Here is a 26,264-nt window from a genome sequence, read left to right on the forward strand (position 1 = left end):
CCTTTGGATGAAACTTATTCGTTGCCGCCGTGGACTGCAACCCCGCGCAAACCCTTGCCGCCTCCTGGCGATCAGGCATGATCGAAAGCGTTTCCGGCCTTCCACACGACACGACACCGCCCCATGCCGCCATCCCTTGCCAGCGCTGCCCCGGACCCCACCCCTGCACGGCAGGACGAAGCGAACTCGGTCTCCGATCGCTCCCTGGCCGTGCTCGATTTCGTGACCCAGGCCGAGGCCCCGCCGGGCCTCATGGACATCGCAGCCGCGCTCAACCTGCCCAAGGCCACGGCCTCGCGCCTGTGCTCCCACCTGGAGGCGCGGCAATGGCTGTTGCGCCATGAGGGTGACCGCAGCTTCTCCCCGGGCCCCAAGCTGCTGAGCCTGGCCGTGCGCGCCCTGCAAGCCGACCCGCGCCAGGCCCTGCGCCATGAGCTGCTGTCCCAACTGGTCGCGCGGCTGGGCGAGACCTGCAACCTCACCGTGCTGGACGGCACGCGCGTGCGCTACCTGGACCGTGTCGAGACCCACTGGCCGCTGCGCATCCAGCTGGAGGCCGGATCGATGGTGCCCATCCACGCCACGGCCAGCGGCAAGCTGTTCCTGGCCCATATGCCTGCGGCCCGGCGCGCCGCCATTCTGGACAGCGTGGAACTCACCGCCTGCACGGCCAACACGCTGACCACGCCCGAGGCGCTGGCGCAGGAGTGCGCGCGCATCGTGCGCGAAGGCCACTCCTGCGACCGCGAGGAATTCATGCGCGGCATGATCGCCGTGGCCGTGCCCGTGCGCGATGCCAAGGGCCAGTGCCGCGCCACGCTGGCCGTGCATGCGCCCGAGGCGCGCATGCCGCTGGCGCAGGCGCTGGAGGGCCTGCCGCACCTGAAGGAAACGGCCCAGCGCATGGCCGGCCTGCTCTTCTGAGGCGCTGGGCACCCCAGAAAAAAGGCCCCCACGCTACCCTTGCTGCGCAAGGTCCGCTGCCCCCCAGGGGGGCGCTTTTTGCCTTGGGGCGGCCCGGCGGCAAAAAAAAGGGCCTCACTCGGAGGCCCTTGTCGTCACTGGAAGCCCAGCGTATGCGGCAACCAGGTGGACAGCGCGGGGATGAAGGTCAGCAGGCACAGCACCACGAAGTGGGCCAGCAGGAACAGCGGCATCTCGCGCGTGAGATCGGTGATGGACACGCGCGTGGCCACCGAGGTCACGAACAGCAGCCCGCCCACGGGCGGCGTGATCATGCCCAGCGTCAGGTTCACGATCACCACCATGGCGAAGTGCGTGGGATCGATGCCCAGGCTGAACGCAATGGGCGCCAGGATGGGCACCAGGATCATCACGCCGGGCAGCGGCTCCATGAAGATGCCGAACACCAGCAGCAGGATGTTCACCGCGATCAGGAACAGGGTGGGCGACAGCTCCCAGCTCACGATCAGCTCGGACAGGTACTGCGGAATGCCCTCCACTGTCAGCACCCAGGCAAAGGCGGCCGAAGTCGCCATCACCAGCAGCACCGAGGCCGTCAGCATGGCCGAGCGCGCCGCAATGCCCGGCAGCGCCGACCACTGCAGCGTGCGGTACACCCACTTGCCGCAGACCAGGGCGTAGAACACGGCCACCACCGACGCCTCGGTGGGCGTGAAGATGCCGAAGCGGATGCCCACCACGATGAGCACGATCAGCATCAGCGCGGGAATCGCCTTGAAGCTGTTGATCCACATCGTGCGGCCGTCGGGGCGCGGCTCGGTGGAGCGGTAGTCGCGCTTCCTGCACACCCACCAGTTCACGGCGGCCATGGCCAGCGCGATCAGGATGCCGGGAATGAAGCCGGCCATGAACAGCCCGCCCACCGACACGTTCTCATCCTGCAGCGCGTAGATGATCATGCTCACCGACGGCGGAATGATGGGCCCCACGATGGCCGTGCTGGCCGTCAGCGCCGCCGCGTAGGAGCGTGCATAGCCGGCCTTGTCCATCATCTTGACCATCATCGAGCCGGGGCCGGCCGCATCGGCCAGGGCCGAGCCCGAAATGCCCGAGAACAGCGTCAGCGACAGCACATTGGCATAGCCCAGGCCGCCGCGCAGATGGCCCACGAACTGCGCGGCAAAGCGCAGCAGCACATGCGTGAGCGCCCCGCCCGACATCAGCTCGGCTGCCAGGATGAAGAAGGGCACGGCCATCAGCGGAAAGCTGTCTATGCCCGTGAACATCTCCTTGAACACGATGAGCTGCGGATAGCGCCCCCCCACGAAGACGGCCAGCGCAGCGGAGATCGCCAGCGCGAAGGCCACCGGAAACCCCAGCGTGAGCAGGACGATGATGGCGATGAAAAGCGTGATACCCATGATGTGCGTTCGAATCAGTTATTCATGGCAGAGCGATGGAACTGACACGCTCCAAGGCAGGAGACACCAAGCAAGGGCCGCCCCGCAGCGAGGGTGTCGTCCCCTGGGGGAAGGCGCGCAGCGACTCAGGGGGGTCATATGGATGCGGCTGCGTCGGCATCCATCTCATCCGACTCCGCGAACGAGCCGTCTGCGATATACCCGCGCGCAATGAACAGCAGATGCACCAGCATCAGCACGAAGCCCACGGGCATGGCCGCGTAGACGAAGGAGATCGGAATGTCCGTGGCCGCCGTGGTCTGGAAGCGCGTGGCCCAGACGTACTGCGACGAGGCCACCGCCATCACCGCGCAGAACAGGCCCACGCCCAGCACCACGAGGCGGCGAAGCCATTGCGCCTTGCGCGTGCCCACCGAGCGGTGCAGGTTGTCGATGGCCACATGGCCGCCGAAGCGCAGCACCAGCCCCGCGCCCAGGAAGGTGACCCAGATCATCATGTGCCGGGCCACTTCCTCGGCCCAGACAATGGAGTCGCCCGTGGTGTAGCGCAGCACCACATTGGCAAACACGATGCAGGCCATGGCCAGCAACAGCACGATCAGCAGCCAGCGGTTGCAGGCCACAAGGGCGCGTTCGATTCGGTTGAGCATAGGAGTGGGCGAGGGCAGGAGGGGAGTGGCGCAAGGGCCGGGCTGCCGCCGGATGTCAGATCATCGGCGCAGGCGCCGTGCGGGGCCACAGGTGTTGCCCGCAGCGGGGCGCCCTGCATTGCGGGCCGCAGCCCGCAATGCGTCAGGGGATTACTTGGCGTTGGCGATGGTATCCAGCGTCTTCTGGCCGAACTTTTTCGCGTATTCCTTGTAGGCCGGCTCCAGCGCGGTGCGGAAGGCGGCCTGGTCCACCTTCTCCACCACCTGCATGCCGTGGCTCTTGGCCTCTTCCACTCCCTTCTTCTCCACCGTGTCCACGAACACGCGCGAAGCGATGGCACCCGACTTGGCGCCCTGCGTGAAGGCCGCCTTCTGGCTGTCGTTCAGCGTGCCCCAGAACGAGGGCGACACCAGCAGGGCCATGGGCGCGTACACATGGGCCGTCAGCGTCAGGTGCTTTTGCACCTGCCACAGCTTGGCCGAGGCCAGCACCGAGATCGGGTTCTCCTGGCCGTCGATCGTGCCCTGCTGCAGCGCACCGATCACCTCGGGCCAGGACATGGGCGTGGGCGATGCGCCCAGCGTGCGGAAGGCCGTGATGTGCACGGGGTTCTCGGTCACGCGGATCTTCAGGCCCTTGAGATCGGCCACGCCGTTGACGGCGTGCTTGTTGTTGGACAGGTGGCGAAAGCCCTGCTCGCCCCAGGCCAGCGCGACCAGGCCGCGCTTGCTGAACTTGGCCAGCAGCTCCTGGCCGAAGGCGCCGTCCAGCACGGCGCGCGCATGCTGCGTGTCGCGGAACAGGAAGGGAATGTCCACCACGCCCACATCGGGCACGAAGTTGCTGATGGCGCCCGTGGAGACGATGGCCGCCTCCACCGTGCCCAGCTGCAGGCCCTCGATCAGCTCGCGTTCGCCGCCCAGGGCGGACGCGGGGAACTGCTTGAACTTGTAGGCGCCGTTCGTGCCCTTTTCCACCGCATCGGCCCAGGCCTGGGCGGCCGCGCCGTAGTGCGAATTCACGGCCAGGGCGTAGCCCACCTTGACCTCCTTGGTCTGGGCCAGTACGGCGCCAGCCGAGGCAGCCGCCATGGCGGCCACGCAGGTCGAAAGAAGGGTGCGGCGGATCATTTGCATAGCGGCAGTCTCACTTGTTGTGTGTTGAAAAATGGCCCCCACGCTCCCCTTGCAGGGCAAGGTCCGCGGTCCCCCGCAGGGGGCCGCTTTTCATCCTGGGGCGGCCCGGCGATGAAAAAAAGAGCCCATGGATTGTAGTGACCACTCCCCTTGTGGCGACCACGTACAAAGCGCTCGTCATGTGCGTTGAGGTGCATCTGATTTGGCGATGTCGTGGGCAGCGATCGGCATATCAACCAATGGACAGACGCACCGGCTTTCCCACGCGGCTCAACATTTCAACCAGGGCGTCAATGGTGAACTTTGCAGTCTTTCTGTTCACCACATCCGAGATGCGCGGGCGGGACACCATCAGGATCTCTGCCGCGTCTGACTGCTTCAGGTGATGCTGTGCAATCCATTGCGCCAGCTCCGCCATCAGTTGCTCCTTGAGAAGATGGGTGTCGTTGATCTGCTGGCGCGATGCAGCTTGCAGCTTCAATGCCTCGTCTTCAGGAAAGCCCAGCTCCAGAAAGAGGTTTGCCTTCGCCTTGGTCACATGGCGGATTTCTGTATCGATCTTCATTTGTTGGCCTTTCTCATGTGGACCACGGCACTGTAGCGCGCCGATGCGATGTCCTTGTCGTGCCGGCTTGTCACCTGTGATTTCTTCTGGAAGCAGTGCAAGACATAGACCGCTTCCTCGAACTTGGCCACATACATCACCCGGAACGCTCCGCTGGCGTCCCTCACGCGGATCTCCCGTGTCCCGGCGCCCACGTCGTCGAAGGGTTTCCAGTCCTCCGGTTCCTGGCCTGCCTGAACCTTGCTCAACTGAAAGCCCGCATCTCGCCTGGGGCCTGCGGGAAAGTCCCGCAGGTCGTCGTATGAGGATCCGACCCAGCGGATGTCTTTGTCCTGCTCCATGGAATATCCTTGTATAAAATTTTATACAGGCATGCCGAAGGCGTAAAGCGGCTGTATGGTCTATTGATTGCGTGCATCAAAGCAAAAACGCCCGAGGCGCAGGCATCGGGCGTTTTGCGTCATGGCAGGGGTGCCGTCTTCGTGCGCACGGCTCAGCGTGCCCCGATCTGCTCGAACTCGCTCTCCACCGCCGCATGCGCTTTCAGGATGCTTTGCGAAGGCGCAGGGCCCATGCGGCTGACGACCACCGTGGCCAGCCAGGCCAGGATGAAGCCGGGGATGATCTCGTACAGGCCCAGCCAGCCGAACTGCTTCCACACCAGCACGGTTACGGCGCCGGTGATGATGCCGGCCAGCGCGCCGCCGCGCGTCATGCGGCTCCAGAACAGCGACAGGATGATCACCGGGCCGAAGGCGGCGCCGAAGCCGGCCCAGGCGTAGCTGACCATGCCCAGCACCTTGGAGTCGGGGTTGCTGGCGATGGCGATGGCGATCAAGGCCACCAGCAGCACCATGGCGCGGCCGATCCAGACCAGTTCGATCTGGCTGGCGTTCTTGCGCAGGAAGGTGCGGTAGATGTCCTCGGTCAGGGCGCTGGAGCACACCAGCAACTGGCACGACAGCGTGCTCATCACGGCCGCCAGGATGGCCGCCAGTAGCGCGCCCGAGATCCAGGGGTTGAACAGCTGCTTGGTGATCTCCATGAACACCGTCTCGGCATTGGCGTTCACGGCAGCGGCGCCACCGGGGTTGGCCGCGAAGTAGGGGATGCCGATGAAGCCCACGGCCACGGCACCGGCCAGGCACAGGATCATCCAGGTCATGCTGATGCGGCGGGCCGAGGGAATGGTCTGCACCGACGATGCCGCCATGAAGCGCACCAGGATGTGCGGCTGGCCGAAGTAGCCCAGGCCCCAGGCCAGCAGCGAGACCACGCCCACGAAGCTGGCGCCACGGAACAGGTCGAACTTCTCTGCCGCCACGATGGCGTGCAGGTCCTGGCCCGGCTGCAGATGGCCCTGCACGGCCAGCCAGGCGATCACGGGCGCCAGGATCAGCGCCGTGATCATCATCGAGGCCTGGATGGTGTCCGTCCAGCTCACGGCCAGGAAGCCGCCGATGAACACATAGGCGATGGTGCACAGCGCGCCCACCCACAGGGCCGTGCTGTAGGGCATGCCGAACATGTTTTCGAACAGGCGCGCGCCCGCCACTACGCCCGAGGCGCAGTACAGCGTGAAGAACACCAGAATCACCACGGCCGTCACGATGCGCAGCACGTTGGAGTGGTCCTCGAAGCGGTTGGCCAGGTAGTCGGGCAGGGTCAGCGCATTGCCTGCACGCTCTGTGTACAGGCGCAGCCGCGCCGCCACCAGGCGCCAGTTCAGGTAGGCGCCCAGGATCAGGCCGATGGCGATCCAGGCTTCCGACAGGCCGGACAGGTAGATGGCGCCGGGCAGGCCCATCAGCAGCCAGCCGCTCATGTCCGAGGCGCCGGCCGACAGCGCCGTCACGAAGCTGCCCAGGCTGCGGCCGCCCAGGATGTAGTCGGAAAGATTCTTGGTGCTGAAGTAGCCGATGGCGCCGATGCCGAGCATGGCGACCAGGTAGATGGCGAACATGATCGCCGTCGGGTCGTTCCAGTTGAATTGCATTGAAGTGTCCTGCGTTGGTCGTGTTTTTTCGGGTGGTGCGGGGCGCTTGCCAGGGGCCGGTTGTGCCGGCCCCGGCGGTTCAAGCCATGGTCATGAGCTGTGCATTGCCGCCTGCGGCGGCGGTATTGGTGCTGATGGATTGCTCGTGGAACAGCGCGGCCAGGTCATAGCCGCGGCCCGCATGCAGCTCGTCGCTGTTGCGGCTTTCCACGCGCACCAGGGCACCGTCGCGCGCGGCGACCTGGGCGCAGACCTGCAGCAGGGCGTCGCCGTCGCCCTCGAACAGCAAGGCCGCCATGGGCGCTGCCGAATCGGCCAGGGAGTCGGCGCTGGCGCTGTGCAGCCATGGCACACCGGCATCGCCCGCAGCGGCGCGCAGCACCTGCCAGGTGGCGGCGCAGCCGCTGTCGGCGCCTGCTCCGTTGTCGGGCAGCACGGCATGGCAGGCGTTGCCGCTGGCCAGGGCTGCTGCCACCTGGGCCACCAGGCCCAGCGGCGTGCGCGGCAATGCCCAGACGGGGCCGCGCGGCAGCAGGCGGTAACGGTTGGATTCGCCCGTGGGGCCGGGCAGCAGCATGGCGGCGTCAAGGCGCGAGGCGGCCAGGGCCTCGTCGCAGGCGGCCAGGGCCTGCACCTGCTCATCGGCGGACATGTCCTGGGGCGGGGCCTTGGACAGCGTCTCGCGCAGCAGGCCCAGCAATTGCAGCGGTGCCTGGGCGGACGACTCGGCCCGCGCAAAGACGGACAGCGCCGCGCTGGCCGGCCCCTGCGCCAGTCGGTGCAGGTACAGCGGGCCGCCGGCCTTGGGGCCGGTGCCGGACAGGCCCATGCCGCCAAAGGGCTGCACGCCCACCATGGCGCCGATCACATTGCGGTTCACATAGATGTTGCCCGCATGCACGCGCTGGGTGAGGTGGGCAATGGTCTCGTCGATGCGGCTGTGCACGCCGAAGGTCAGGCCGTAGCCGGTGGCGTTGATGCCATCGACCAGCGCGTCCAGCTGCTCGCGCTTGAAGCGGATCACATGCAGCACGGGGCCGAAGACCTCGCGCTGCAGGCGCGTGGTGCTGTCGATCTCGATGAGGGCCGGGGCCACGTAGTGGCCATTGAGCACGCCGTCCTTGCGTTCCACGCGGGTGACCTTCTGGCCCGCTGCGGCCATCTGCTCTATGTGCTGCTCGATCTGGCGGCGCGCCGCATCGTCGATCACGGGGCCCACATCGGTGCTCAGGCGGTCGGGGTTGCCCAGCTTCCACTCCTGCAGCGCATCGCGCAGCATGGTCAGCGTGCGGTCGGCCACCTCGTCCTGCAGGCACAGCAGGCGCAGGGCAGAGCAGCGCTGGCCGGCCGAATCGAAGGCCGAGGCCAGCACATCGGCCACCACCTGCTCGGCCAGGGCCGAGGAGTCCACCACCATGGCGTTCTGGCCGCCGGTCTCGGCAATCAGCGGAATGGTGCGGCCTGCAGGCGACAGGCGGCGGGACAGCTGGCGTGCAATCAGGCGCGCTACCTCGGTGGAACCCGTGAACATCACGCCCGCCACCTGGGCATGGGCCACCAGGGCTGCGCCCACGGTCTCGCCCGTGCCCGGCACCAGTTGCAGCGCGTCGCGCGGCACGCCAGCCTCGTGCAGCAGGGCCACCATGGCGGCGGCCGTCAGCGGTGTCTGCTCGGCAGGCTTGGCCAGCACCGTGTTGCCGGCGGCCAGGGCCGCAGCCACCTGTCCGCAGAAGATGGCCAGCGGGAAGTTCCAGGGACTGATGGCCAGCACCACGCCCAGAGGGCGCTGCGCGGCGTTGTCGAAATGCGCGGCCGCCTGGGCGCCGTAGTAGCGCAGGAAGTCCACGGCCTCGCGGACCTCAGCCACGGCGTTGGAAAGGGTCTTGCCCGCCTCCCGCATGATCAGGCCCATCAGCGGCTGGCTGCGTTGCTCCAGCAGGTCGGCGGCGCGGGCCAGCGCGTCGGCACGGGCGGCGGGCGGTGTGCCGGCCCAAATGGGCGCGGCCTGCGCGGCGCGCGCGGCGGCGGCTTCGGCCTCGGCCGCCGTGGCCTCGCGCACCCAGCCCACGATGTCGGACAGCTCGGCAGGGTTGCGCATGGGCTGCCAGCCTTCGGTACGCGCCGGGTCGGCAGGCAGGTCGGCATCCGCGGGGGCGGCCAGATAGGTCTGGCGCGTGCTGTGCAGCAGCGCGGCGGCCAGCGATGCCAGTTGCTGCTCGTGCGCCAGGTTCAGGCCCTGGGAATTGGCGCGGGCCTGCCCTGGCTTGTCTCCCTGCTGCGCGAACAGATCGGCCGGCAGCGCAATGCGCGGGTGGGGGGCGCCCAGCCGGCCTTCGTTGCGCGCGATCTTCATCACCTCGTCCACCGGGTCGGCCACCAGGTCGGAGACCGGCACGGAGGCATCGCCGATGCGGTTCACGAACGAGGTATTGGCACCGTTCTCCAGCAGGCGGCGCACCAGATAGGCCAGCAGCGTCTCATGGCTGCCCACGGGCGCATAGATGCGGCAGGGGCGGGCCAGCTTGCCTTCGGAGGCCGGGCCCGTCACCTGTGCGTACAGCGGCTCGCCCATGCCGTGCAGGCACTGGAACTCGTACTGGCCGCTGTAGTAGCTGCCGCCCACGGCCTGGGCCAGGTGGTAGATGCTGGCCAGGGTCTGTGCGTTGTGCGTGGCGAACTGGGGATAGATGGCATCGGGCGCATCCAGCAGCTTGCGCGCGCAGGCCAGGTAGCTCACATCGGTATAGACCTTGCGCGTATAGACCGGGTAGCCGGCCTGGCCGCCTTCCTGGGCGCGCTTGATCTCGCTGTCCCAGTAGGCGCCCTTGACCAGGCGCACCATCAGGCGGCGGCGGCTGCGGCGGGCCAGGTCCACCAGGTAATCCAGCACCTGCGGGCAGCGCTTCTGGTAGGCCTGGACCACAAAGCCTATGCCGTTCCAGCCCTTGAGCGAGGGCGCGGCACACAAGGCCTCCAGCAGGTCCAGCGACAGCTCCAGCCGGTCGGCCTCTTCGGCATCGATGTTCATGCCGATGTCGTACTGCTTGGCCAGCTCGGCCAGCTGCAGCACGCGCGGCAGCAGCTCGGCCATCACGCGCTCGTACTGCGCGCGGCTATAGCGCGGGTGCAGGGCCGACAGCTTGATGGAGATGCCAGGCCCCTCGAAGATGCCGCGCCCGTTGGAGGCCGCGCCAATCGCGTGGATGGCCTGCTCGTAGGCCTGCAGGTAGCGCTGTGCGTCGGAATCGGTGGCGGCCGCCTCGCCCAGCATGTCGTAGCTGTAGCGAAAGCCCTGTTTTTCATAGGCGCGGCTATTGGCCAGCGCCTCGGCAATGTCCTGGCCCGTCACGAACTGCTCGCCCATCAGCTTCATGGCGCGGTGCACGCCCTGGCGGATCAGCGGCTCGCCGCCCTTGCCGATCACGCGCGTCAGCGCCGACGACAGGTTCTTCTCGCTGCTGGTGGACGTGAGCTTGCCCGTCAGCACCAGGCCCCAGGCCGCCGCGTTCACGAACAGCGAGGGCGAGCGGCCCACATGGGCGCGCCAGTCGCCCTTGCTGATCTTGTCGCGGATCAGCGCATCGCGCGTGGCACGGTCGGGAATGCGCAGCAGCGCCTCGGCCAGGCACATCAGCGCCACGCCTTCCTGGCTGGACAGCGAGAACTCCTGTACCAGCGCCGCCACGCCGCTGCCGGCCGGCGCATCGCGCAGGCCCTGCACCAGCCGGGTCGCCAGCTCGCGCACCTTGTCGGCCTGCTGGGCATCCTGAGCGCGTGCCAGCGGCAGCAGCACCGGCAGGCACTCGGGCTCGGGTCGGTGCCAGGCGGCCGTGATGGCAGCGCGCAACGGCGTCTGCGGCAGGATGGACTGGGCGAATTCCAGAAAAGGTTGTACCTCTTGGCCAGCGTTGGGTTGCGCCTCTTCGATCGCGACATCGCCAGGGCTGTCGCCTGCGCCTGCAAGCCGGATGGTGGTTGCGCCGCGCTCCAGCGCATCGACGTACTGAACGACGGCCTGTTTGATCAGCCAGTGCGGTGTGCGACCCATCTGCTGGGCTGCGACGCGGATGCGCTCGCGCAAGGCGTCGTCGACTTTGATGCCTACGGTGGTGGACATAATGGATTGGAAAGGGAAAGAGCTTTTTCGATGACTGGGGTGCAACCGGATTCGGCGTGATTTCACATGGGTTGCACCTTTTTTGATAGGGGGTAAACCCTTTATATTTACTCAGGCAAGCTGGGTCCCATGGAGCCCGTCCAGGCGGGCCGCTCTCACGGCTTCCCGGGTCGTCCTGCGGATGGCTCCAGCGCCTGCGCTTACTGGTAATGGATGGTGAACTCTGCGGAAGCGTTGGCGCTGCCGGGTACAACCCGGTCTTCCGTCTGCACGTAGCGTCCCTGCAGCGGAATCGAGAACGCCGTCTGCCCTTGGGGAACGTCGCCCGCCAACCATCGGCTGGTGTCGTCCGCCTCTGCGCCGAACCGCACCGGCTTGCCGTTGCTGAGGATTTGCGCGGCAATGCCTCGTGCCGTGGAGGTCCTGTTCAGCGTGAGGTTGGAGGACGTGTTGTTGCGGTCGGTCACATCGGTCAGTGTCACGTACACCTGCGTTGCGGTCCCTGTATCGCCGCCCGAGCAGTCCAGCTGAATGTTCTGTTCCTCGCTGCTGGCGCTGGTGGCTCCCACGCCACCGGACGACCTTATGAGCACGGCGCCCATGTCGAACCTTATTTCTTTCATCCTGACCTTGCAGGTAGGAACGCGGGGACGAATGACGACCGGGGCCGCGAAACGAAAATCGACCAGCAATTGTCCGGCCGCATCATTGGCACGGGATTGAGCGAATGAGCCAGATAAGATTCCACCACTGGTGATAGGGCCCGTTTTTATCAATTCGATATCATAGTAAAAGCTTGCTTCATTCCAGTTTCCAGATATCTTTGGGTCTTTTGAGTAGACTAGGAAAGGGAAAGGTATTGTGAAGGCGCTTAATCTTATCTTGATGTTCTTGATGGTTCCAGGGGCCGCATAAAGTCCATTTTCTTGGGGGCCGATGCCTGTAAGGTAGTCTCTCATTCCAGTTGTTTCAGGTGTTCCATTTGTTTCAGATTTGCATTGAAATTGTGGCTTCTCGGAGTTTAGGATTTTATTGGTGAGTTTCAATAGGCCGCTGTATTTGAAGATGGTGCTTCCAATGTCGTAGTCACCAGGTGCGAAATCAGGAACCGTCATGCCTGCAAGCTCGGCCGTGAAGTACGGCAAGCCGTCGCTGGTGTTCAATTTGCACAAGGCCCATGTTGAAGGGGTAGTCAAGGCCCAAGTCAATGGAATAAATGAACTTTTGAGGATGCGAAGTGCATTTTTCACGGAGTTTCCTTTCGAGCATCGGGTAAGGTCTGCCCAATGCACGCATGAACGTTGGTTCCCCAAAGGCTCAGAAGTATCAGACCGTGCTACTGATAGCTCATCGTGAATGTGGCCGCGCACCATTGGCCTTGCCCGGCGTCACCTGGGGAGCGGTGTTCAGATGGCGGGCCTCAAGGGAATATCCAGTTTGCCTTGCCAGAATACGGCGCTGCCTGCAAACCACTGGTTGGTATTGCCTACGGCTCTGCGAAGTGGTGCCCACGGGCGTGGAAGACGAAAAATGCACATTTCCCAAAAGAAGATTGATAGGGGGCGGATACCTGAGGGGTAATTCTTAATGGGGTGCTTATTTGAAAATAGACCAAGAGTTGGCCAGAATTGCTGCCGGCACGGTATTGCATATTGAACCGCTCATTTTTTCAATCTGCTGCGCAGCCGAGCCGCCGGTTGCAGCCGTCAAACGGCAAGCAGGCGTGGCAACACGAGCCAATGACTGCAAGAGTGCGTTGTGTACGGTACGGCCGCGCAGTGCTGCGTGCCGCTGGCGCGTAAAAGGGCACTATCGAAATGCTTGTCGGTTGCCGCACCATGTGGCGTTTCCTGGGCTAGCGCGAACCCTCTTTTGGGAAGAGGGTTCGCCTCAGATTCAGGTCTTGTCAGCCGCCTTCAAGGCGCTGATCTTCAGGCTGGGCTGCAGGATGGCCAGCGGACGGTCAGCCCGCAGGGTTTGCTGCGGCGGCTTGTGCTTGCCGGTGCCTGCGTCGTGCCCTGCCGCCACGGGAGTTCTGCCCGTGTTGCTGGTGACTGGCACCGTGGTGGGCAAGGCGCTGATCTTGACGCTCATGCGCAGGCCGTCCAGGTTGCGCTCCAGCTTCAGTGCCTGCTGGCTGTCGCTCGGCTGTGTGGCACGAGCGGGCAGCACTGCCGCCGTAGTGACTGCCGGGGCGCTGGCGACTACCGTGGCCGGTGCCGTTGCTGCCGTACGTTCCTGGGTCATGCCGGCCAGAGCCACGGCCGACGCAGCGTTGGAGGCCGGGGCGTCTGCCACGGCTGTCTTGGCATTGGTGGTTGCGGTTGAGGTTGCCGCGGTCTTGCCCGGCTTGGCCGATGCCACGTCGGTGGCCGCAGGCAGCAGCTTGTTGCTGGCCACGCAGGGCAGTTCCAGGCTTTGCGGCGGCTGGTAGGTGGTGCTGCGCTTTCTTTCAGGCAGGGTATAGGAGAGGTTGCAGCCCACCATGCCGGTGTCGGTCTTCCACTGCACCTGCAGCTCGCCCTGGTCTGACAGCCCGCGCGCCAGCAGCTTGCCGGCCTGGCCGATCACGCCTAGTTCCTTGCCGTCCATGTCCAGCACGCTGGCGCCAAAGGGCACAGGCATGTTGCCTGCCTGCCGCGCGCGGATCACGGCCGAGCGGCCATAGGCTGTCTTGAACACCAGCAGTGGCACGGCGCCGGCCAGCGGCGCGACGTGCTGGCTAGTCTCCTTGAGTTCCACGTCCGTCGACAGGCCCTTGGGATCGATGGAGACCTCGTTCATCGAGAACGGCGTCAGATACGGGACGACGGCATAGCCCCGGCTGTCCACCTTCACTCCGGGCGCGTTGTTGATGCGCGCGCCTTCCGCGTTCTTGGCCTCCACGATGGCAAAGGTGTCAGATACCGATTGCGACAGCGTCACGCCGCCCGGGTGGGCCACGATGGCGCCACGCGCGCCTACCGAGAACTGCTGGTAGCCGCTGCTGGCGCTGACGCTGCCGCTGAGTTCGGTCTGCGATGCGCGGTAGGTGGCGTTGGCGCTGGCACTGGTGCTGCTGCCATTCATGCCACCGGTGTTGTGGTTGGCGCTGAGGCCGTAGGAGATGGCGTTGTCGTCGCCCAGCAGCCCGGACAGGTTGGCCTGGGCCTGCACGCGGCCGCGCGAGTCGCGGTTGGTATTGGTGGAGAGCATCATGCCGCGCTCCATGCTCAGCGGAATCGACAGGCCCACGTGCAGGAACGTGTTGGACTGTCCCCAGGCATCGCGCTGGCGCGCCGCGGAGAGGTTGTAGGAGATGTTGCGGAACGAGTTGCTGTAGCCAATGGCGTAGTCGACGTTGGAGCCCTGGCGGTTCCAGTACTTGGCAGTGGACGCCGTGAGGCTGAGACTGCCTCCCCCGGGGCCAAACTGCTGGCCCATGACCAGGGAGGCGCGGTTGCGAGGCCGGTACAGGTCCGTGGAGGGCCGTAGCAGATTGGCCTGATCCCGTGCGCGCATGGCGTCGTTGAGGCCGAAGAATCCGTTGGTGGAGTAGCGATAGGCGGCAATGGCCACGTGGGTGCCGGTCTGCGCAAAGGACTTGGCGTAGCTGGCACGCAAGCTCTGTCCGGAAAAGGAGCCGTCATTGGGAATGCTGGTGGAGGCGTGCGTGATGTCTGCACCAAAGGCACCCCAGGGCGTGGTGAGCGCCGCGCCAATCATGGGCGAGATATGGCCCTTGGCCACGGACACACCGCCGTAGCCGGTCAGCATGTTGGTGAAGCCGTGCTGCCAGGTCGCCTGCGAGAACAGCGGCGAGGTATTGGGCAGGTGGCGCACCACGCCCGCCGTGAGGCTGTAGCGGTCCTGCCCCTCGCGCAGCGACAGCGGCACGGCCGCGTAGGGCACGGCAAAGCTGCGCACGGCGCCATTGGCCTCGGTGATGCTGACTTGCAGGTCGCCACCGTAGCCCGTGGGATAGAGGTCGTTGATGACGAAGGCGCCGGGCGCCACCGTGGTTTCGTAGAGCTTGATGCCGTTCTGCGTGATGGTGACTCGGGCATTGGTGTTGGCCACGCCGCGCACCACGGGCGCGTAGCCGCGCTGGGAGTCGGGCAGCATGCGGTCGTCACTGTTCAAGCGTATGCCGCGAAACGAGGTGGAGTCCATCAGGTCGCCACCCGTGTAGGTGTCGCCCAGTATGAGCTGGGAAGACCAGTCGGCAATGTCGCGCTGTGCGTAGGTGGAGATGTTCTGGTAGTTGCCCCGTCCAGTGTCCGCCCAGCTGAAGGAGCCGTTGTGCCGGAAATGCCAGCGGTCGATGTTGACGCCGCCGTTCAGGCCCAGATAGCTCTGAGTGGTGTTTTCTGCGTTGCTGGAGCGCCCGTGGTAGGTGTTGAACTGGTAGCCGAGCAGGCCGACAGGCACGCCGGCGCTCCATTGGTCGGGGCTGACATAGCCGCGCACCGAGCGGCGCAGCGAGGCCTGGGGCACGCTCAGGTCCAGTCGCTGCTTGCTGAAGTCGAAACTGGTGAAGGCGCCCGCGATGATCTGGTCCAGACGGTTGCAGCCACCGTCGGCCACCAGCTTCAAGGCGGCCTCGGGCGGCAGGCGCGAGAGGTCGATGCCCACCTTCTCCAGCAGTGCTTTGTCCAGGCAGGGCAGCGCGTCCTGCGAACCGGCCAGTGCCTTGAACTGCACTTCGCTGCGGCCAACCCAGTTGCCGTTGATGTAGATGTCTGGGTTGTAGCTGCCTGCCGTGACCACGTTGGCGCGCGAGTAGCGCGAGACGTCAATGGTCTGCTTGCCGGTGTTCAGAAAGCTGGGGTCGAAGTCGACGGCAGCCGGCGTGGGCTGCCACTGGCCGGTGGACGTGGAGGTCGTGACTTCCTTGACCTGCTGGCCCTGCTGGGCTTCGGACTGCCAGCACACCAGCACGGAGAGCAGCAGCGCATGGCCGGGCTTCAGTTGGAAATATCCGGCAGGGCCTTGGCCTGGCCCCGGCATTGTTCCTTTTCCTTGCCTTGTATGCCGGCTTTTGATTCCCTTTTCTGAATCTGGAAAGACTGGCCTGATCATTTGCTTATCTCCTAATGCTGTGCGCCCGATGCAAAGCGAACGGCCAAGGCCGATGTGCCAGTCCCGGTAAAGAGACCGATGCAGTTTTGCTGGGTATTAACGCTGTGTATCGGTGTGCTGGCCGGGCTGAAAATGCAGTGGCGTTAGATAATCAGACCGGAGAGGACGGGGGATTCGCGTGGCTTTGCTCGCATTGCCCTGTTTATTGGGCGGAATTGCCAATTATGGCTTCGTGGTTGAGACTGGCGCCCCAATCATTGATGCTGCTGAACATCACCGTGGCACCGGTCGCACCAGCCATATTGGCACCCGCAGGTTCCTTGATTGGGAAGGTGGCCACCTGGCCGGGAAGAACAGGCCCGACACCTGCCTCGAAGGATTTACCGTTGAGCTGCACTTCAACGCCAGCCACATTGACCACAAAGGCGCTGGGATTGCGTGCGTTCAACACAGGCTGGTTTTTGGCGTCAACGCCTGCCGACCATTGAAGCAGGGCAGGAGCCTCCTGGGCATTGCCGGGCAGATTGCTGGGCCGGTACATGAGCTTGACACGAGTGCGAAAGGCGAACTGGAGATTGTTGGAGTCGCCTTCCATTTTCGCCTTGGGCGGGACGTCCAGCACGTTGAGCCAGAACAGGGATTCCTTGTCAGCAGGCAGTGCTTCGCCCGAATAGATGATGCGCAACGTCTGGGTCTTGCCCGCCTCGATGCGCATGATGGTGGGCGTGATGACGAAGGGAACGTCGATGTTCTCAGGCGATTCCTGGTTGTTGCCCTTGTCCAGCCAGGCCTGCACCAGGGCAGGTTTGCTGCCTTCGTTGGTGAGCTGGATGGTGGCTTCCTTCTCGCCACTGGGGAAGATGATGCGCGTGCCCGTCAATGTCACGCTGGCCTGTGCCGCCGTTCCAAGAAGAAGGGACAACAGGATGGCAGCAAGCCCATATGAACGTTTGATCGTCAGCATCGGAGAACTCTCTGGGTTTTGAGCGAAAGAATGGGGCCGGGCCCATGTCAGAAAAGCAGAAGACACGGCATATCGACCACCGCAAGGCAGCCGATATGCCTGAAAGTCAGTGATTACTGATAGACCAGCGAGTAGGTCACCGAGGTGTCGGTACGTCCGGCCGTCACGGGGCCGGTGGCCACGTATTCGGAGGCGAAACGCATGACGGCCCGGCCCGTGCCACCGACCTTGTTGTCGATGTCCACAAAGCGCGACTGGGCGGAACCGATCTTCAGGCGCTCGTTGTTGCTGGGATCCACGATGGCGATCTGGACACCGGAGGCCACGGTGGGCGCACCAGTACCGCTGGCAGCTGCGGGCTTGAGCATGCCGGTGACCAGGTCCACGTTGGGTCCGGCTTCGAAGAACACGGCGACCTTGGAGACCGGCGTCGTGGCGGTGGCGCTGGAGGCCAGCTCACAGCCACTGAGTTCCAGCGAGAACGCCTGGCGGCCGACGGTGGCGCCCACGGTGGCCAGCTGGTTGTTCGCCACGTTGGGCAGCTTCACGCCGTCCTTGGCGGCGCCGGCGACCGTGGTGTCCACCTTGCAGGTGGTGGTGACCACCTCGCCCGTGAAGTTGATGGTGCCGTCTGCTGCTTGAGCGGTGTTCGTGGCCATCATGACCAGGCCGGCAACCGATGTCAGCAATGCGATCTTTTTCATGGGTATTCCCTCGAGTTGAAGAGATAAATGAAATTCCAGCAGCGATGAATGCGCTGGTGGAATAAGAGACTGTGTGAATGTTTGAGTGGTTAATAAATCATCAGTGTTCCATGTTCACCTCATCAATCCAATGGTTGGTAACTGTCAGCATGGTCAAGGATTTGCAGGGGTTGCGATCATGCTGGAATAGGTGGTGGCGCTGACATGGAGAAATTGTTCGGATGAGGGAGCGTTGGCGAGGGATGGGCGAGGTTTGTTTCTCTGGCATGTTTGAAGTTGAATTTTTCAAATACACCAGTGCCCAATGGCGCGGATGGGATGCAGGAGAGAATCTGTCAAAGAAAAAGGCGAAACAAAAACCTGTTCTTTGGGTATGTGATGGATTCTAGGTGTGCACCGCCGCTATATGAAATAGGGCGCATTCTGATAATTGATGCTTGATCTAGGAATAGTCCTAGATTTGCTCTGTCGAATGGGGGAAAGAGGGTGCACAGCCCGCCTGCGCCGGGCGGTTGGCTGTGCTGAGGGTGATGGTGTCTGCGGGGGGAGCGCGGGTCGCGCAGATCAGGAGGGGCCGATGGGGGTGGTCGAGGGCGAAGGCCCGCAAGGGCTGCACCGACCCTCGGCCCTGTGGATCAGGGGCGCTGGGTCAGCAGGTACTGCGCCATTTCGGCAAAGCCGTCTCCACGCTCGGCCTGGGTGACGTGGCGAGGCAGGTGCTTGAGCTGGGGCACGAAGCGCGCGATGTTGGCCACGCCCAGGCTGTGGGGCATGTGCTCGAACATGAGCTGGTCGTTGGTGGAGTCGCCGATGTAGATCCAGCGGTCCAGCGTGGCGTCGAGGTCGATGTCGAACAGGGTGCGCAGGATCCATCGCGCGCCTTCGAGCTTGTTGTGCGCACCGAACCAGCCGTTGATGTGGATGGAGCTGACGGTGGCGTTCATGCCCGCCGCCTTCATGATGGCCACGCAGCGGTCAATGTCCTGCTGGGGCATCTGGGTGAATTCGCTGTGGTCCACGGCAATATCGCATTCGCGGCCCGCCGAGTCGGTGGCGCGCAGCGCCCCGGGCACGGTGGCCTCGATCTCGGCCAGCACCTGCTGCATGCGCGCGTAGTTGGCGGTGCGCGTGGCCTCGTCCTGCTGGTAGAGCTTGTCCAGCCCGCCCTGCGCATTGCGCCGCAGGGCCACGGCGCCGTTCTCGGCCACGATGGCATCCACGGGCCAGGCCTGGGCAAAAGGCTCGCTCCAGCCCACGGGCCTGCCCGTGATCGGCACCACGCGCAGGCCGGACTGCTTGAGCCGGGCGATGGCATCGACGACATGGTCCGGCACCACGCCCTCGGTGGTCAGGGTGTCGTCGATGTCGGTGAGGATGCCGAGCGGCGATGCGGGAGGTGTCCAGAGGGACAGCGGCTGGAGGGTTGTAGGCACGGTCGTCAAAATGCAAAAAGCCGCCCGGGGCGGCTTGTAAAAGGGCAGCGTTTGCGCGCACGGACCGTGCGCGCAAGGGCTCCATCCTACTGCCTGGCGAATTCGACGATGGCCTTGTAGAACTTGTCGGAGCCGTCCTTGGGGTTGTCGGGGGACAGCTCCATGCGGTTGACGCCGTGTTCGGCCGCGCCCTTGAAGCGCTGGTTGATCACCGAGAAGTAGTAGGGGCTGATGAAGGTGGCGCCTGCGTCATAGTGGGCCTTCAGCGCGGCCAGGTGCGTTCCGTCAAGTTTCCATTGCTGCGGATTGAACTCGGGCGCGCCGTAGCCGCTGCCGATCTGGTGCTGCTTCATGAAACCGCGCAGCCAGTCGCTGTTTGTGGCGCCGCCGTACATGTTCAGGCCCTGCTTCCAAGGTGCCTTGCCATCCAGGGTCTGGGTGGAGGCGAACAGCTGCGGATTCCACGAGGGGTTCACATCGGGAATGATTTGGTGGGAGTAGAGCTTGGCGGCGGGCAGGCCGGCAGCAATGGCGCGTTCGTGGAACACCGCAAGCTGTGCGTACACCTGCGATTCGCGGTAGTGGTTCCAGTCGCGGGCCAAGGGGTTGTAGTAGACGTCCTGCAGTTGCGCCGGCATGTCGAGCCACGACCGCACGCCCTGCTTTTCCAGTATGGACGTGGGCGGCATCCAGCCGAGCCGCCGGGGGTACATGTTGACGATCTTGCCCTGATTGCGCGGAACGACAACGAAGTTGGCATTGGCCAACTGGTATTTGCGGCCCTTGGACTCGGCCACGACCTGGACGATGTGCTGTCCAGCGGACAGGTTGCTGAAGTCGAGGTTGTAGCGGAACCCGGTGTTGGGGCTGGTGATGTTGTCCACGGCGCGGTAGACGTCCAGCCGGTTGAGGCCGCGGGCCATGGGCCCTACCAGCTTGCCGTCCAGATAGAGATCCAGGCGCTCGATTGCCTGCTTTGGGTCCCACAGCCAGCCGCCCACGGGAAGTGTGCCGTCGGCGAATGCGTCGTAGTGTTCACCGAAGCCGTTGAGCTTTTCCTTGCGTATGTCCTTGGAGGGGGCCGGAATGACGTCGAACGACGCGTAGTCCAGCCCGGTCTGCGCCTTGAACTGGGCAATGTCCTTGTATTTGGTGCGAAGCCATTGGCGAAAGCCTGCGACCGAGCCCGGGCTGTAGTCGGTGACACGGATGTCCTGATAGGCACCCATGCCGTTCTCGAAGTCCGGGAACATGTGGTGCAGTTCACCGGGCAGGGTATAGGCAATGATGCGGTCCTGTACGGGCTTGGGCAGCTCCCGGATCTTCCTGGCCATGTATTCAAGGGCCTTGAAGCGGTAGTGGTTGACGGGAACCGAAGCATCCGTCGAGAGCGTGTAGGGCAGGATGCGGTAGCCGAAATAGCCCAGTTCCAGAGGCTTGCCGTCGCGTAGCTGCATCAGGTTGACGGGGTCCTTGGCCAGCTCGGCGGCAATGGGGCCGACCGAGTCGAAATGGTCTGCCGAGAAATACAGCACGACCGGACGCTGCACCTTGCGGATGACGTTCAGGAAGCTGTCCACCTTGGCTTCGTCGATTTCCCAGCCCTTGGCCGTGCGCTGGTACAGCCCCAGCAATTGCAGTGTGGCGGTGTAGCCGATCTGCACGTTGCCCTTGGGGCCGCCTGGCTCCAGCGTGTCCAGCAGGCGGTTGACGGCAGCGGAGCCGTCCAGCTTGCGCTGCTGGCAGAAGGCATAGGCCTCGTCCATGGACTTGATCCTGGTGTCTGCAACGGCTTCATCGCACAGGAGCATGCCTTCCACCGTGGGCGCGATGACCAGGGGCTGGCTGCGCGTGGCACCAGAACCTGTCTGTGCATGGGCTGCCATGGATGCCAGGGCAAGGCCTGCGGCGATCAGCGTGGATGCGTATGGAGGGTGGAAGGTGCGAGGCAGGTGGGGCATGGATGGGCTGGTGGACAGGACTGGATGTGGCAGGCCGCGAAGACGGCGCGGTCAGGCGACGGCTTCGTCTTCGAGGGACAGGCTGACCGGCTCGGTGGGCACGCTGCTCACGTCGTAGTGCAGAAAGGCGATCAGGCACTGGATGCCGATGATGATGGGCAGCGCCGCCAGCATGACGGTTCCGCTGGTGGCGGGATGGCTGGTGCTGTTGCTGACGATCCAGCGCCAGAGGCCGAAGAAGGTGCCCAGCAGCACAAGCATGACACCGCTCAGGCTGTAGAGCGTGCCCACGTTGAAGTCTCGCACCAGGTAGTTGTAGACATAGCGTCGCCACAGGCGCGAGGCGTGCTTGCGCAGGAATTCGGGCAGCACCTTGCCGATCTTGAGGTTGGACTCCTCATCGGCATAGACCGAATCCATGGGCACGTCCTTGACGACGGCGCGCACGGTGTTCAGGCGGAACAGCATGTCAGTCTCGAAGAAATACCGGCTTTCCAGCTTGTCCAGCGGCAGCTCGGCCAGCACGCAAGTGCGCACGGCGGTGTAGCCATTGGTGGGGTCCATCACGTTCCAGTAGCCGCAGCTGAGCTTGGTCATGAAGGACAGCACGGCATTGCCGAACAGGCGTACCGGAGGCATGTCCTGTACCGACTCAGGCCGGTAGAAGCGGTTGCCTTTGGTGTAATCGGCCTGGTGGCGCAGCAGGGGACGCACGAACAGCGGCAGCAGCGAGGGGTCCATCTGGCCGTCGCCGTCGATCTTCACCACGATGTCCATGCCGTCGGCAATCGCCGCCTTGTAGGCCGTGACGATGGCGCCGCCCACGCCCCGGTTCTCGGGGTTGTAGAGCACGCGCACGCGTGGGTCCGTGTTGTTCTCCTCGATGAAGCGTCCGCTGCCGGCAGGGCAGGCATCGTCCACGGCATAGATGGCCTCGACTTCGGGGCCGATGGCGTTGATGACACCGAGCACATGCTGGGTGACCTTGTAGCAGGGGATGGCGACGGCGATGCGCATGGGAGTGGACATGGGTCTCAGGATGCGTGGGCGGTAATGGTGATTCCGGCAAGGATGAGGGCGCCGCCCACCAGCGTGGGAATGCGGATGGGTTCGTTCAGGAACAGCCACCCCAGGCAGGGAACGATCACGAAGGCCAGTCCCATGAAGGGGTAGGCCAGATGCAGCGGCGCGTGCCGCAGCACCCAGATCCATACCAGGGTGGTAATGCCGTAGAGGGCCAGAGCGGTAATGAGCCAGCCGTTGAAGACCCAGTGCTGCCAGGTGGCAGCCTCGGGTATGGACAGCGCGGCTTTCTTGAAAAGCATCTGTCCGAGCGAGATGCCCAGGACGCACAGGATGGTGATGCTGGTGAGAAACGGAGTCATGTCGTGGATTCGAAGAGGGCGTCAGCGAGGTTCGTTGCGGTAATAGGGGTCGATGGGCACGCCGTGCTGAACCAGGGCCCGTGCCGCCTCGGGAAGCGTGGACCTTAGCAGCTCCGCCCCAGACCAGGTGATGACGGTGTCCTTGGGGCAGTGGAAGGTAATGATCAGCTTGCCTGGTCCTGCCGGGCGAAGATGGTCGTTTCCGTGGAGGGCGTAGGTGTGGGCTTTCCCATCGGGGCGCAGCCGCAGGGCGGTATCGGGCTCATACCAGTCGTTCGACTGATAGGCGTTGGAGACCTGTACGGCGGCTTTGCGGCAGGTGCGGGCTTCTTCTCCCTGCAGCTCGATGGCGAAGCGCGCTCGCCAGATGGCATCCATGGTGCGATGCGGGGAAAGGATGCCGGGCTCCTTGATTTCCAGCGGTATGACCAGGGCGGCCGGGCTGGTGGTCAGCTTCCACCGGCCCTCGCCGAGGTCCGTGGCATCCTGGGACTGAAGGGCGCCCATGGCGGTGCGGTCCAGTGCCATCTCCACAGGGCCGGGCCGATACGGGTCCATGCCCCAGGTTTCGTGACGGGCCGTGTAGCGTGCGAGCGCAGGCGGCAGCAGTGCGAGCACCAGCACGATGGCCACCTTGCGCGGCAGCCATTGCGCCAGCTGGCGCAGACCCCTGGCCGCAGAGCCGGAGGATGTGGCCAGCGCGGCAGGTTTTTGCAGCAGGATGGCGCATGCCACGCCGCACAGCAGCATCAGCCAGGGCTCCAGGAAAAAGAGGTTGTAGCGCGTGTTGTAGAGCACAGGCGCCAGTTGCGCCGCCATGGCCAGCACCAGAATGAGCAGTGTCAGCAGGATGGTGAGCCGCTCCGGCTCGCGCCCTGGAGGGCCGGGCAGCCGCAGGCGTTCGCCCTTGGGGCGTCGCCGCGCCTGGAGAGCGAGCGAGATGGCGGCAAAGCCGATGGCAAGCCACTCGAAGACCCGCAAAGCGCGCAGTTTGCGCAGGAACTGCAGTTCGGGCGTGCTGTAGATCAGCCAAGCCTTGATTTTGTGGGCGAAGAACACGGCGTTGTCCATTAGCAGGGTGTTCTTGACGATTTCCAGGCCCACACGGGCATTGATGCGGTCCGACTCGTGGGCAAGGGGGTTGGTCGTGGTCATGTCGGAGGCCGTCTGCGGGACGAGCGATGCGTCGTAGCCAAAGCCCGAGTAGACGGGCTCCAATCCCATCTTGGAGGGGCTCAGGCCATAGAGCAGGCCCGAGCCTGCTCCCGTGCCCAATCCCCAGACACCGAAGCAGGTGCCGTTCTTCACTACAACTGCGGCGGGCAGCAGGATGGCGGCCAGCAGTGCCACGCAGAGGCGGCGATCAATGATGCGCGAAAGGCAGCGCAGAGTGCGGCCAAGCGCCGGGCCGCGCCAGGCAGCGTATGCCGTCAGCACCAGCGCAGCGATCAGGGCCGCCAGTGTGAAGACCTGCAGAACAGGGCGCGACAGCAGGGTGATGGTCAGGCCGATGGCGAACAGGCCTAGCAGCAGGCGAGGCCGCCGCCCTCCCAGTGCGTATTCAATGCCCGCTGTCATGCACAGCATCAGGCCGAAGAGATAGATCGATTCGGTCAGTACCTGCGGAATGAACGAAGCCAGTGCCGGGTAGCTGACCAGCAGGCTGGTCGCGATCACCCCGGCCCACAGTCCGCCCAGCCGCGTGGCGCAGCGCCACATCATCAGAACGCAGGCAAGAAAGAGTACGCAGTTGGCCAGTTCGACGCGCGCATGGTCGGCGCCCCATACGGCGGCCCAGATGTAGCCCAGCGGGGCGACGTAGTAGCTGGCGGGGTCGGTGGTCAGGAAGGTCCAGGGGTCTGCAAGCAGCTTGCGGGCGTTGGGAAGGTAGGTCCAGTAGGCGTCGCCGTTGATTTCGGCATCTGCTGAAGGAAAGTAGCGGATCAGCTGTTTGGTTGCTGCATGCAGAATCCAGGCCAGCCAGGCAGCCGTGAAAAGCCGAACCGTACGTTCTTTGTTATGTGCGGTGAAAGTCATTGCTCAGTGTGTGCTGACAGGGAGTTCAGCCATTGCCCCAAGCTGGCTTCATGCAGTTCCATGGCAGAAAAGCGCACGCTCGTGTCTGTACTGCATTCGAATTTAATACGCAGCTGTGTGCTGGGGGTTGCATGCTGCATGTTGTTGAGGCCCCACGCGAAATCGGGTTCGCCACGCCAGCCTCGCAACCGAATATGCGTCGTCTTTTCTTCGCCTTGCTGGCTGGTGTGGGTCAGCCATGCCTGTGAGCAGCGACCGTGCATTTCCTGAACACGCAGACGGACTAGCTTGCTGCCGTCGAGGGCCGAGAACTGTGCGCGCCATGTCACGGAAAACACGTTGCCCGAGGCAATAGCCGCAGTTTCCTGAAATGGATTGCCTTGCAAGCCATCGACCATGATTTCATCCAAGGCTGCGGATCTCATAAGCTGTTGAGGCGCGTCGTTCACCTGGGGCAGTGCGGGGGGGCTATAGCGTTGGTGCCAGGCACCGCCCAGGACACTTGCCACAATGATCGCGGCTGTGCATGAAATGAAAAGTTTCCGACGAGGTAAGCTCCAGAGCATGCCTGCACCTGCTGCGGCAAGCAAGGTTAATCCTGTGTCGAGCGCACTGACGCTGTATCGCTGATTGTAGAGAACGGGGATGTGGACAGCCCATTGATAGATAAGCACGCCTGCCAGTAGCCAAGTCATAGGCTTGTGGCGGCCGAGCCAGGCACCGCAGATTGCCAGCACCAACAGAAAGATCCGCCATGCTCTCTCCGAGTAATTGCGTAAATGACTTTTGCTAAAAAATAGAAAAGTAGCTGCCTTGTCAAGGTGTGTTTTGAACAATGAGGCGAGTGGCAATGATGAAGCAATTTTTCTATGGGCCTGCGTCAGAATGGAGTCGCCTTCAATGGATAAGTGACTCATTTGTGTGGGGCTGCTATGCGCAAGACCAAAATAGGGCGGTTCTTGCCCTCGCAGCATGGGATTGATTCCGAAAAAGAGTGCTGCTCCTGCCCCATTTGCGATAGTCAGTTTGTGAAATTTCTGAGCATTGGCCGCCATGTAGGCGCCAATGCAAATCAGCGCTATTACGTGCGCGAGCAACAGCTTTTTCCAGGGTAGAAGGTGACGCCATCGTGCCGAAATAGCTAGGATGCACAGGGCCACAATGGCCGAGGGAATCCAATACATGTAGGTGGCTCGCGTCAAGGTCGCCATTCCCAGAGCAAGGCCGGCCAGCATGGGGGAAATCCATGCGAGCACTTTGCCTGCATGTCGATCCATACAGCAGGCGCTGGCCCAAAGCCATAGTGCCACCAGAAACAGGTATGGAGGCTCTGCCATCAGCCAAATGCTGATTAAGACCAGAACTGGTGAACAGGCACAGAGCCAAGCTGCCACAGATGCGGCCACGAAGCCGAAGCTGCGTCGGGTTGCATCGAAGAGCAGAATTACCGAGGTTAAAGCCAGAGTTAAATTGAAAGTCTGGATGGTTACCACATCTGCATGTGCCAGTGCCATGTAGACAAAAATACCAGGAGCGGCTGCCAAAATATCGGGGCTGTTCCAAAAGGACGTGGAATCCTGCAACAGTCTACGGGCCAGCGGCAGATAGGTGTACTCGGTATCAAACCAAAGAAAGCCGTCTGCCACGATAGGGGTGGCCCGTGCCACATAAATCATCAATGGAAGAACCAAACCAATCAATAACCAGCGCATATCGGTATTGCGCTGTTGCGCGGGAGGCATCTGAGATGGCTGGTTCAGGATTTGTTGCATTTCAAATTCAGTACTGTTTTCCCGAGTGCCGATGTCGCCGCCCAAGGAAAATTTTCCCAGAACAGTGCACCGCATATGTGGCGCACCCAAAGTCTTCTCGTTTGAAGGTGTTACGGTAGGTGCCATAGAAGACCATT

At 63.7% G+C, this 26,264-nt stretch carries 18 protein-coding genes; 1 reads left to right on the forward strand and 17 read right to left on the reverse strand.

Annotated elements, in window-relative coordinates:
- Nucleotides 1–123 precede the first annotated feature (123 nt).
- Nucleotides 124–924 (forward strand): IclR family transcriptional regulator, encoded by an 801-nt coding sequence (locus tag ACUTR7_RS19755; RefSeq protein ID WP_012207743.1) that lies wholly within the window; start codon nucleotides 124–126, stop codon nucleotides 922–924.
- Nucleotides 925–1,058: 134 nt separating this feature from the next.
- Here the strand turns inward: ACUTR7_RS19755 and ACUTR7_RS19760 are convergent, their stop codons facing one another.
- From ACUTR7_RS19760 to ACUTR7_RS19840, 17 genes are all read right to left on the reverse strand, one after another.
- On the reverse strand, nucleotides 1,059–2,345 hold the full coding sequence (locus tag ACUTR7_RS19760) for a TRAP transporter large permease (protein ID WP_047327929.1): 1,287 nt from the start codon (nucleotides 2,343–2,345) through the stop codon (nucleotides 1,059–1,061).
- A 134-nt stretch (nucleotides 2,346–2,479) separates the two neighbouring features.
- Complete coding sequence (locus ACUTR7_RS19765) at nucleotides 2,480–2,995, reverse strand: TRAP transporter small permease (protein ID WP_013800419.1); 516 nt, start codon at nucleotides 2,993–2,995, stop codon at nucleotides 2,480–2,482.
- 150 nt (nucleotides 2,996–3,145) lie between these two features.
- Nucleotides 3,146–4,132 (reverse strand): TRAP transporter substrate-binding protein, encoded by a 987-nt coding sequence (locus ACUTR7_RS19770; protein ID WP_016450058.1) that lies wholly within the window; start codon nucleotides 4,130–4,132, stop codon nucleotides 3,146–3,148.
- Nucleotides 4,133–4,364: 232 nt separating this feature from the next.
- Nucleotides 4,365–4,697 carry a helix-turn-helix domain-containing protein gene (locus ACUTR7_RS19775; RefSeq protein WP_013800421.1) on the reverse strand — a complete coding sequence of 111 codons (333 nt, stop codon included), beginning with the start codon at nucleotides 4,695–4,697 and terminating at the stop codon, nucleotides 4,365–4,367.
- Complete coding sequence (locus ACUTR7_RS19780; protein ID WP_445609615.1) at nucleotides 4,694–5,038, reverse strand: type II toxin-antitoxin system RelE/ParE family toxin; 345 nt, start codon at nucleotides 5,036–5,038, stop codon at nucleotides 4,694–4,696. The genes ACUTR7_RS19775 and ACUTR7_RS19780 overlap by 4 nt, the downstream gene beginning before the upstream one ends.
- A 152-nt stretch (nucleotides 5,039–5,190) precedes the next feature.
- Nucleotides 5,191–6,693, reverse strand: coding sequence for a sodium/proline symporter PutP (putP, locus tag ACUTR7_RS19785; protein ID WP_445609616.1), 1,503 nt, complete (start codon nucleotides 6,691–6,693; stop codon nucleotides 5,191–5,193).
- Nucleotides 6,694–6,772: 79 nt separating this feature from the next.
- Complete coding sequence (gene putA, locus ACUTR7_RS19790; RefSeq protein ID WP_445609617.1) at nucleotides 6,773–10,810, reverse strand: trifunctional transcriptional regulator/proline dehydrogenase/L-glutamate gamma-semialdehyde dehydrogenase; 4,038 nt, start codon at nucleotides 10,808–10,810, stop codon at nucleotides 6,773–6,775.
- A gap of 200 nt (nucleotides 10,811–11,010) precedes the next feature.
- A complete protein-coding gene (locus ACUTR7_RS19795; protein WP_445609618.1) occupies nucleotides 11,011–12,060 on the reverse strand; it encodes a fimbrial protein in 1,050 nt (349 codons plus the stop codon).
- 646 nt (nucleotides 12,061–12,706) lie between these two features.
- Nucleotides 12,707–15,799, reverse strand: a complete 3,093-nt coding sequence (locus ACUTR7_RS19800; protein ID WP_445609619.1) for a fimbria/pilus outer membrane usher protein — start codon at nucleotides 15,797–15,799, stop codon at nucleotides 12,707–12,709.
- Nucleotides 15,800–16,073: 274 nt separating this feature from the next.
- Nucleotides 16,074–16,835: a fimbrial biogenesis chaperone gene (locus tag ACUTR7_RS19805; RefSeq protein ID WP_445609620.1), complete on the reverse strand. Its 762-nt coding sequence runs from the start codon at nucleotides 16,833–16,835 to the stop codon at nucleotides 16,074–16,076.
- Nucleotides 16,836–16,948: 113 nt separating this feature from the next.
- Nucleotides 16,949–17,539, reverse strand: a complete 591-nt coding sequence (locus ACUTR7_RS19810; RefSeq protein ID WP_123695492.1) for a fimbrial protein — start codon at nucleotides 17,537–17,539, stop codon at nucleotides 16,949–16,951.
- Nucleotides 17,540–18,174: 635 nt separating this feature from the next.
- Nucleotides 18,175–18,972, reverse strand: a complete 798-nt coding sequence (locus ACUTR7_RS19815) for an HAD-IIB family hydrolase (RefSeq protein ID WP_043820300.1) — start codon at nucleotides 18,970–18,972, stop codon at nucleotides 18,175–18,177.
- A gap of 86 nt (nucleotides 18,973–19,058) precedes the next feature.
- The gene (locus tag ACUTR7_RS19820) at nucleotides 19,059–20,933 is read right to left on the reverse strand and encodes a hypothetical protein (RefSeq protein WP_445609621.1); all 1,875 of its coding nucleotides are present in this window, start codon (nucleotides 20,931–20,933) and stop codon (nucleotides 19,059–19,061) included.
- A 51-nt stretch (nucleotides 20,934–20,984) separates the two neighbouring features.
- Nucleotides 20,985–21,962, reverse strand: a complete 978-nt coding sequence (locus tag ACUTR7_RS19825; RefSeq protein WP_445609622.1) for a glycosyltransferase — start codon at nucleotides 21,960–21,962, stop codon at nucleotides 20,985–20,987.
- Between the two features lie 5 nt (nucleotides 21,963–21,967).
- Nucleotides 21,968–22,318 carry an EamA family transporter gene (locus ACUTR7_RS19830; RefSeq protein WP_034397334.1) on the reverse strand — a complete coding sequence of 117 codons (351 nt, stop codon included), beginning with the start codon at nucleotides 22,316–22,318 and terminating at the stop codon, nucleotides 21,968–21,970.
- A 21-nt stretch (nucleotides 22,319–22,339) separates the two neighbouring features.
- A complete protein-coding gene (locus tag ACUTR7_RS19835; RefSeq protein ID WP_445609623.1) occupies nucleotides 22,340–24,355 on the reverse strand; it encodes a hypothetical protein in 2,016 nt (671 codons plus the stop codon).
- Complete coding sequence (locus ACUTR7_RS19840) at nucleotides 24,352–26,172, reverse strand: ArnT family glycosyltransferase (protein WP_445609624.1); 1,821 nt, start codon at nucleotides 26,170–26,172, stop codon at nucleotides 24,352–24,354. The genes ACUTR7_RS19835 and ACUTR7_RS19840 overlap by 4 nt, the downstream gene beginning before the upstream one ends.
- Nucleotides 26,173–26,264: the final 92 nt, after the last annotated feature.

The organism is Delftia sp. NA_296.1, assembly GCF_052692095.1.

What these genes read in the sequence shown, in the direction of transcription:
- ACUTR7_RS19810 (WP_123695492.1), bottom strand. Translation starts at nt 17,539, where the DNA reads ATGAAAAAGATCGCATTGCTGACATCGGTTGCCGGCCTGGTCATGATG.
- ACUTR7_RS19770 (WP_016450058.1), bottom strand. Translation starts at nt 4,132, where the DNA reads ATGCAAATGATCCGCCGCACCCTTCTTTCGACCTGCGTGGCCGCCATG.
- ACUTR7_RS19775 (WP_013800421.1), bottom strand. Translation starts at nt 4,697, where the DNA reads ATGAAGATCGATACAGAAATCCGCCATGTGACCAAGGCGAAGGCAAAC.
- ACUTR7_RS19755 (WP_012207743.1), top strand. Translation starts at nt 124, where the DNA reads ATGCCGCCATCCCTTGCCAGCGCTGCCCCGGACCCCACCCCTGCACGG.
- ACUTR7_RS19830 (WP_034397334.1), bottom strand. Translation starts at nt 22,318, where the DNA reads ATGACTCCGTTTCTCACCAGCATCACCATCCTGTGCGTCCTGGGCATC.
- ACUTR7_RS19760 (WP_047327929.1), bottom strand. Translation starts at nt 2,345, where the DNA reads ATGGGTATCACGCTTTTCATCGCCATCATCGTCCTGCTCACGCTGGGG.
- ACUTR7_RS19825 (WP_445609622.1), bottom strand. Translation starts at nt 21,962, where the DNA reads ATGTCCACTCCCATGCGCATCGCCGTCGCCATCCCCTGCTACAAGGTC.
- ACUTR7_RS19820 (WP_445609621.1), bottom strand. Translation starts at nt 20,933, where the DNA reads ATGCCCCACCTGCCTCGCACCTTCCACCCTCCATACGCATCCACGCTG.
- ACUTR7_RS19835 (WP_445609623.1), bottom strand. Translation starts at nt 24,355, where the DNA reads ATGACTTTCACCGCACATAACAAAGAACGTACGGTTCGGCTTTTCACG.
- ACUTR7_RS19805 (WP_445609620.1), bottom strand. Translation starts at nt 16,835, where the DNA reads ATGCTGACGATCAAACGTTCATATGGGCTTGCTGCCATCCTGTTGTCC.
- ACUTR7_RS19765 (WP_013800419.1), bottom strand. Translation starts at nt 2,995, where the DNA reads ATGCTCAACCGAATCGAACGCGCCCTTGTGGCCTGCAACCGCTGGCTG.
- ACUTR7_RS19800 (WP_445609619.1), bottom strand. Translation starts at nt 15,799, where the DNA reads ATGCCGGGGCCAGGCCAAGGCCCTGCCGGATATTTCCAACTGAAGCCC.
- putA (WP_445609617.1), bottom strand. Translation starts at nt 10,810, where the DNA reads ATGTCCACCACCGTAGGCATCAAAGTCGACGACGCCTTGCGCGAGCGC.
- putP (WP_445609616.1), bottom strand. Translation starts at nt 6,693, where the DNA reads ATGCAATTCAACTGGAACGACCCGACGGCGATCATGTTCGCCATCTAC.
- ACUTR7_RS19780 (WP_445609615.1), bottom strand. Translation starts at nt 5,038, where the DNA reads ATGGAGCAGGACAAAGACATCCGCTGGGTCGGATCCTCATACGACGAC.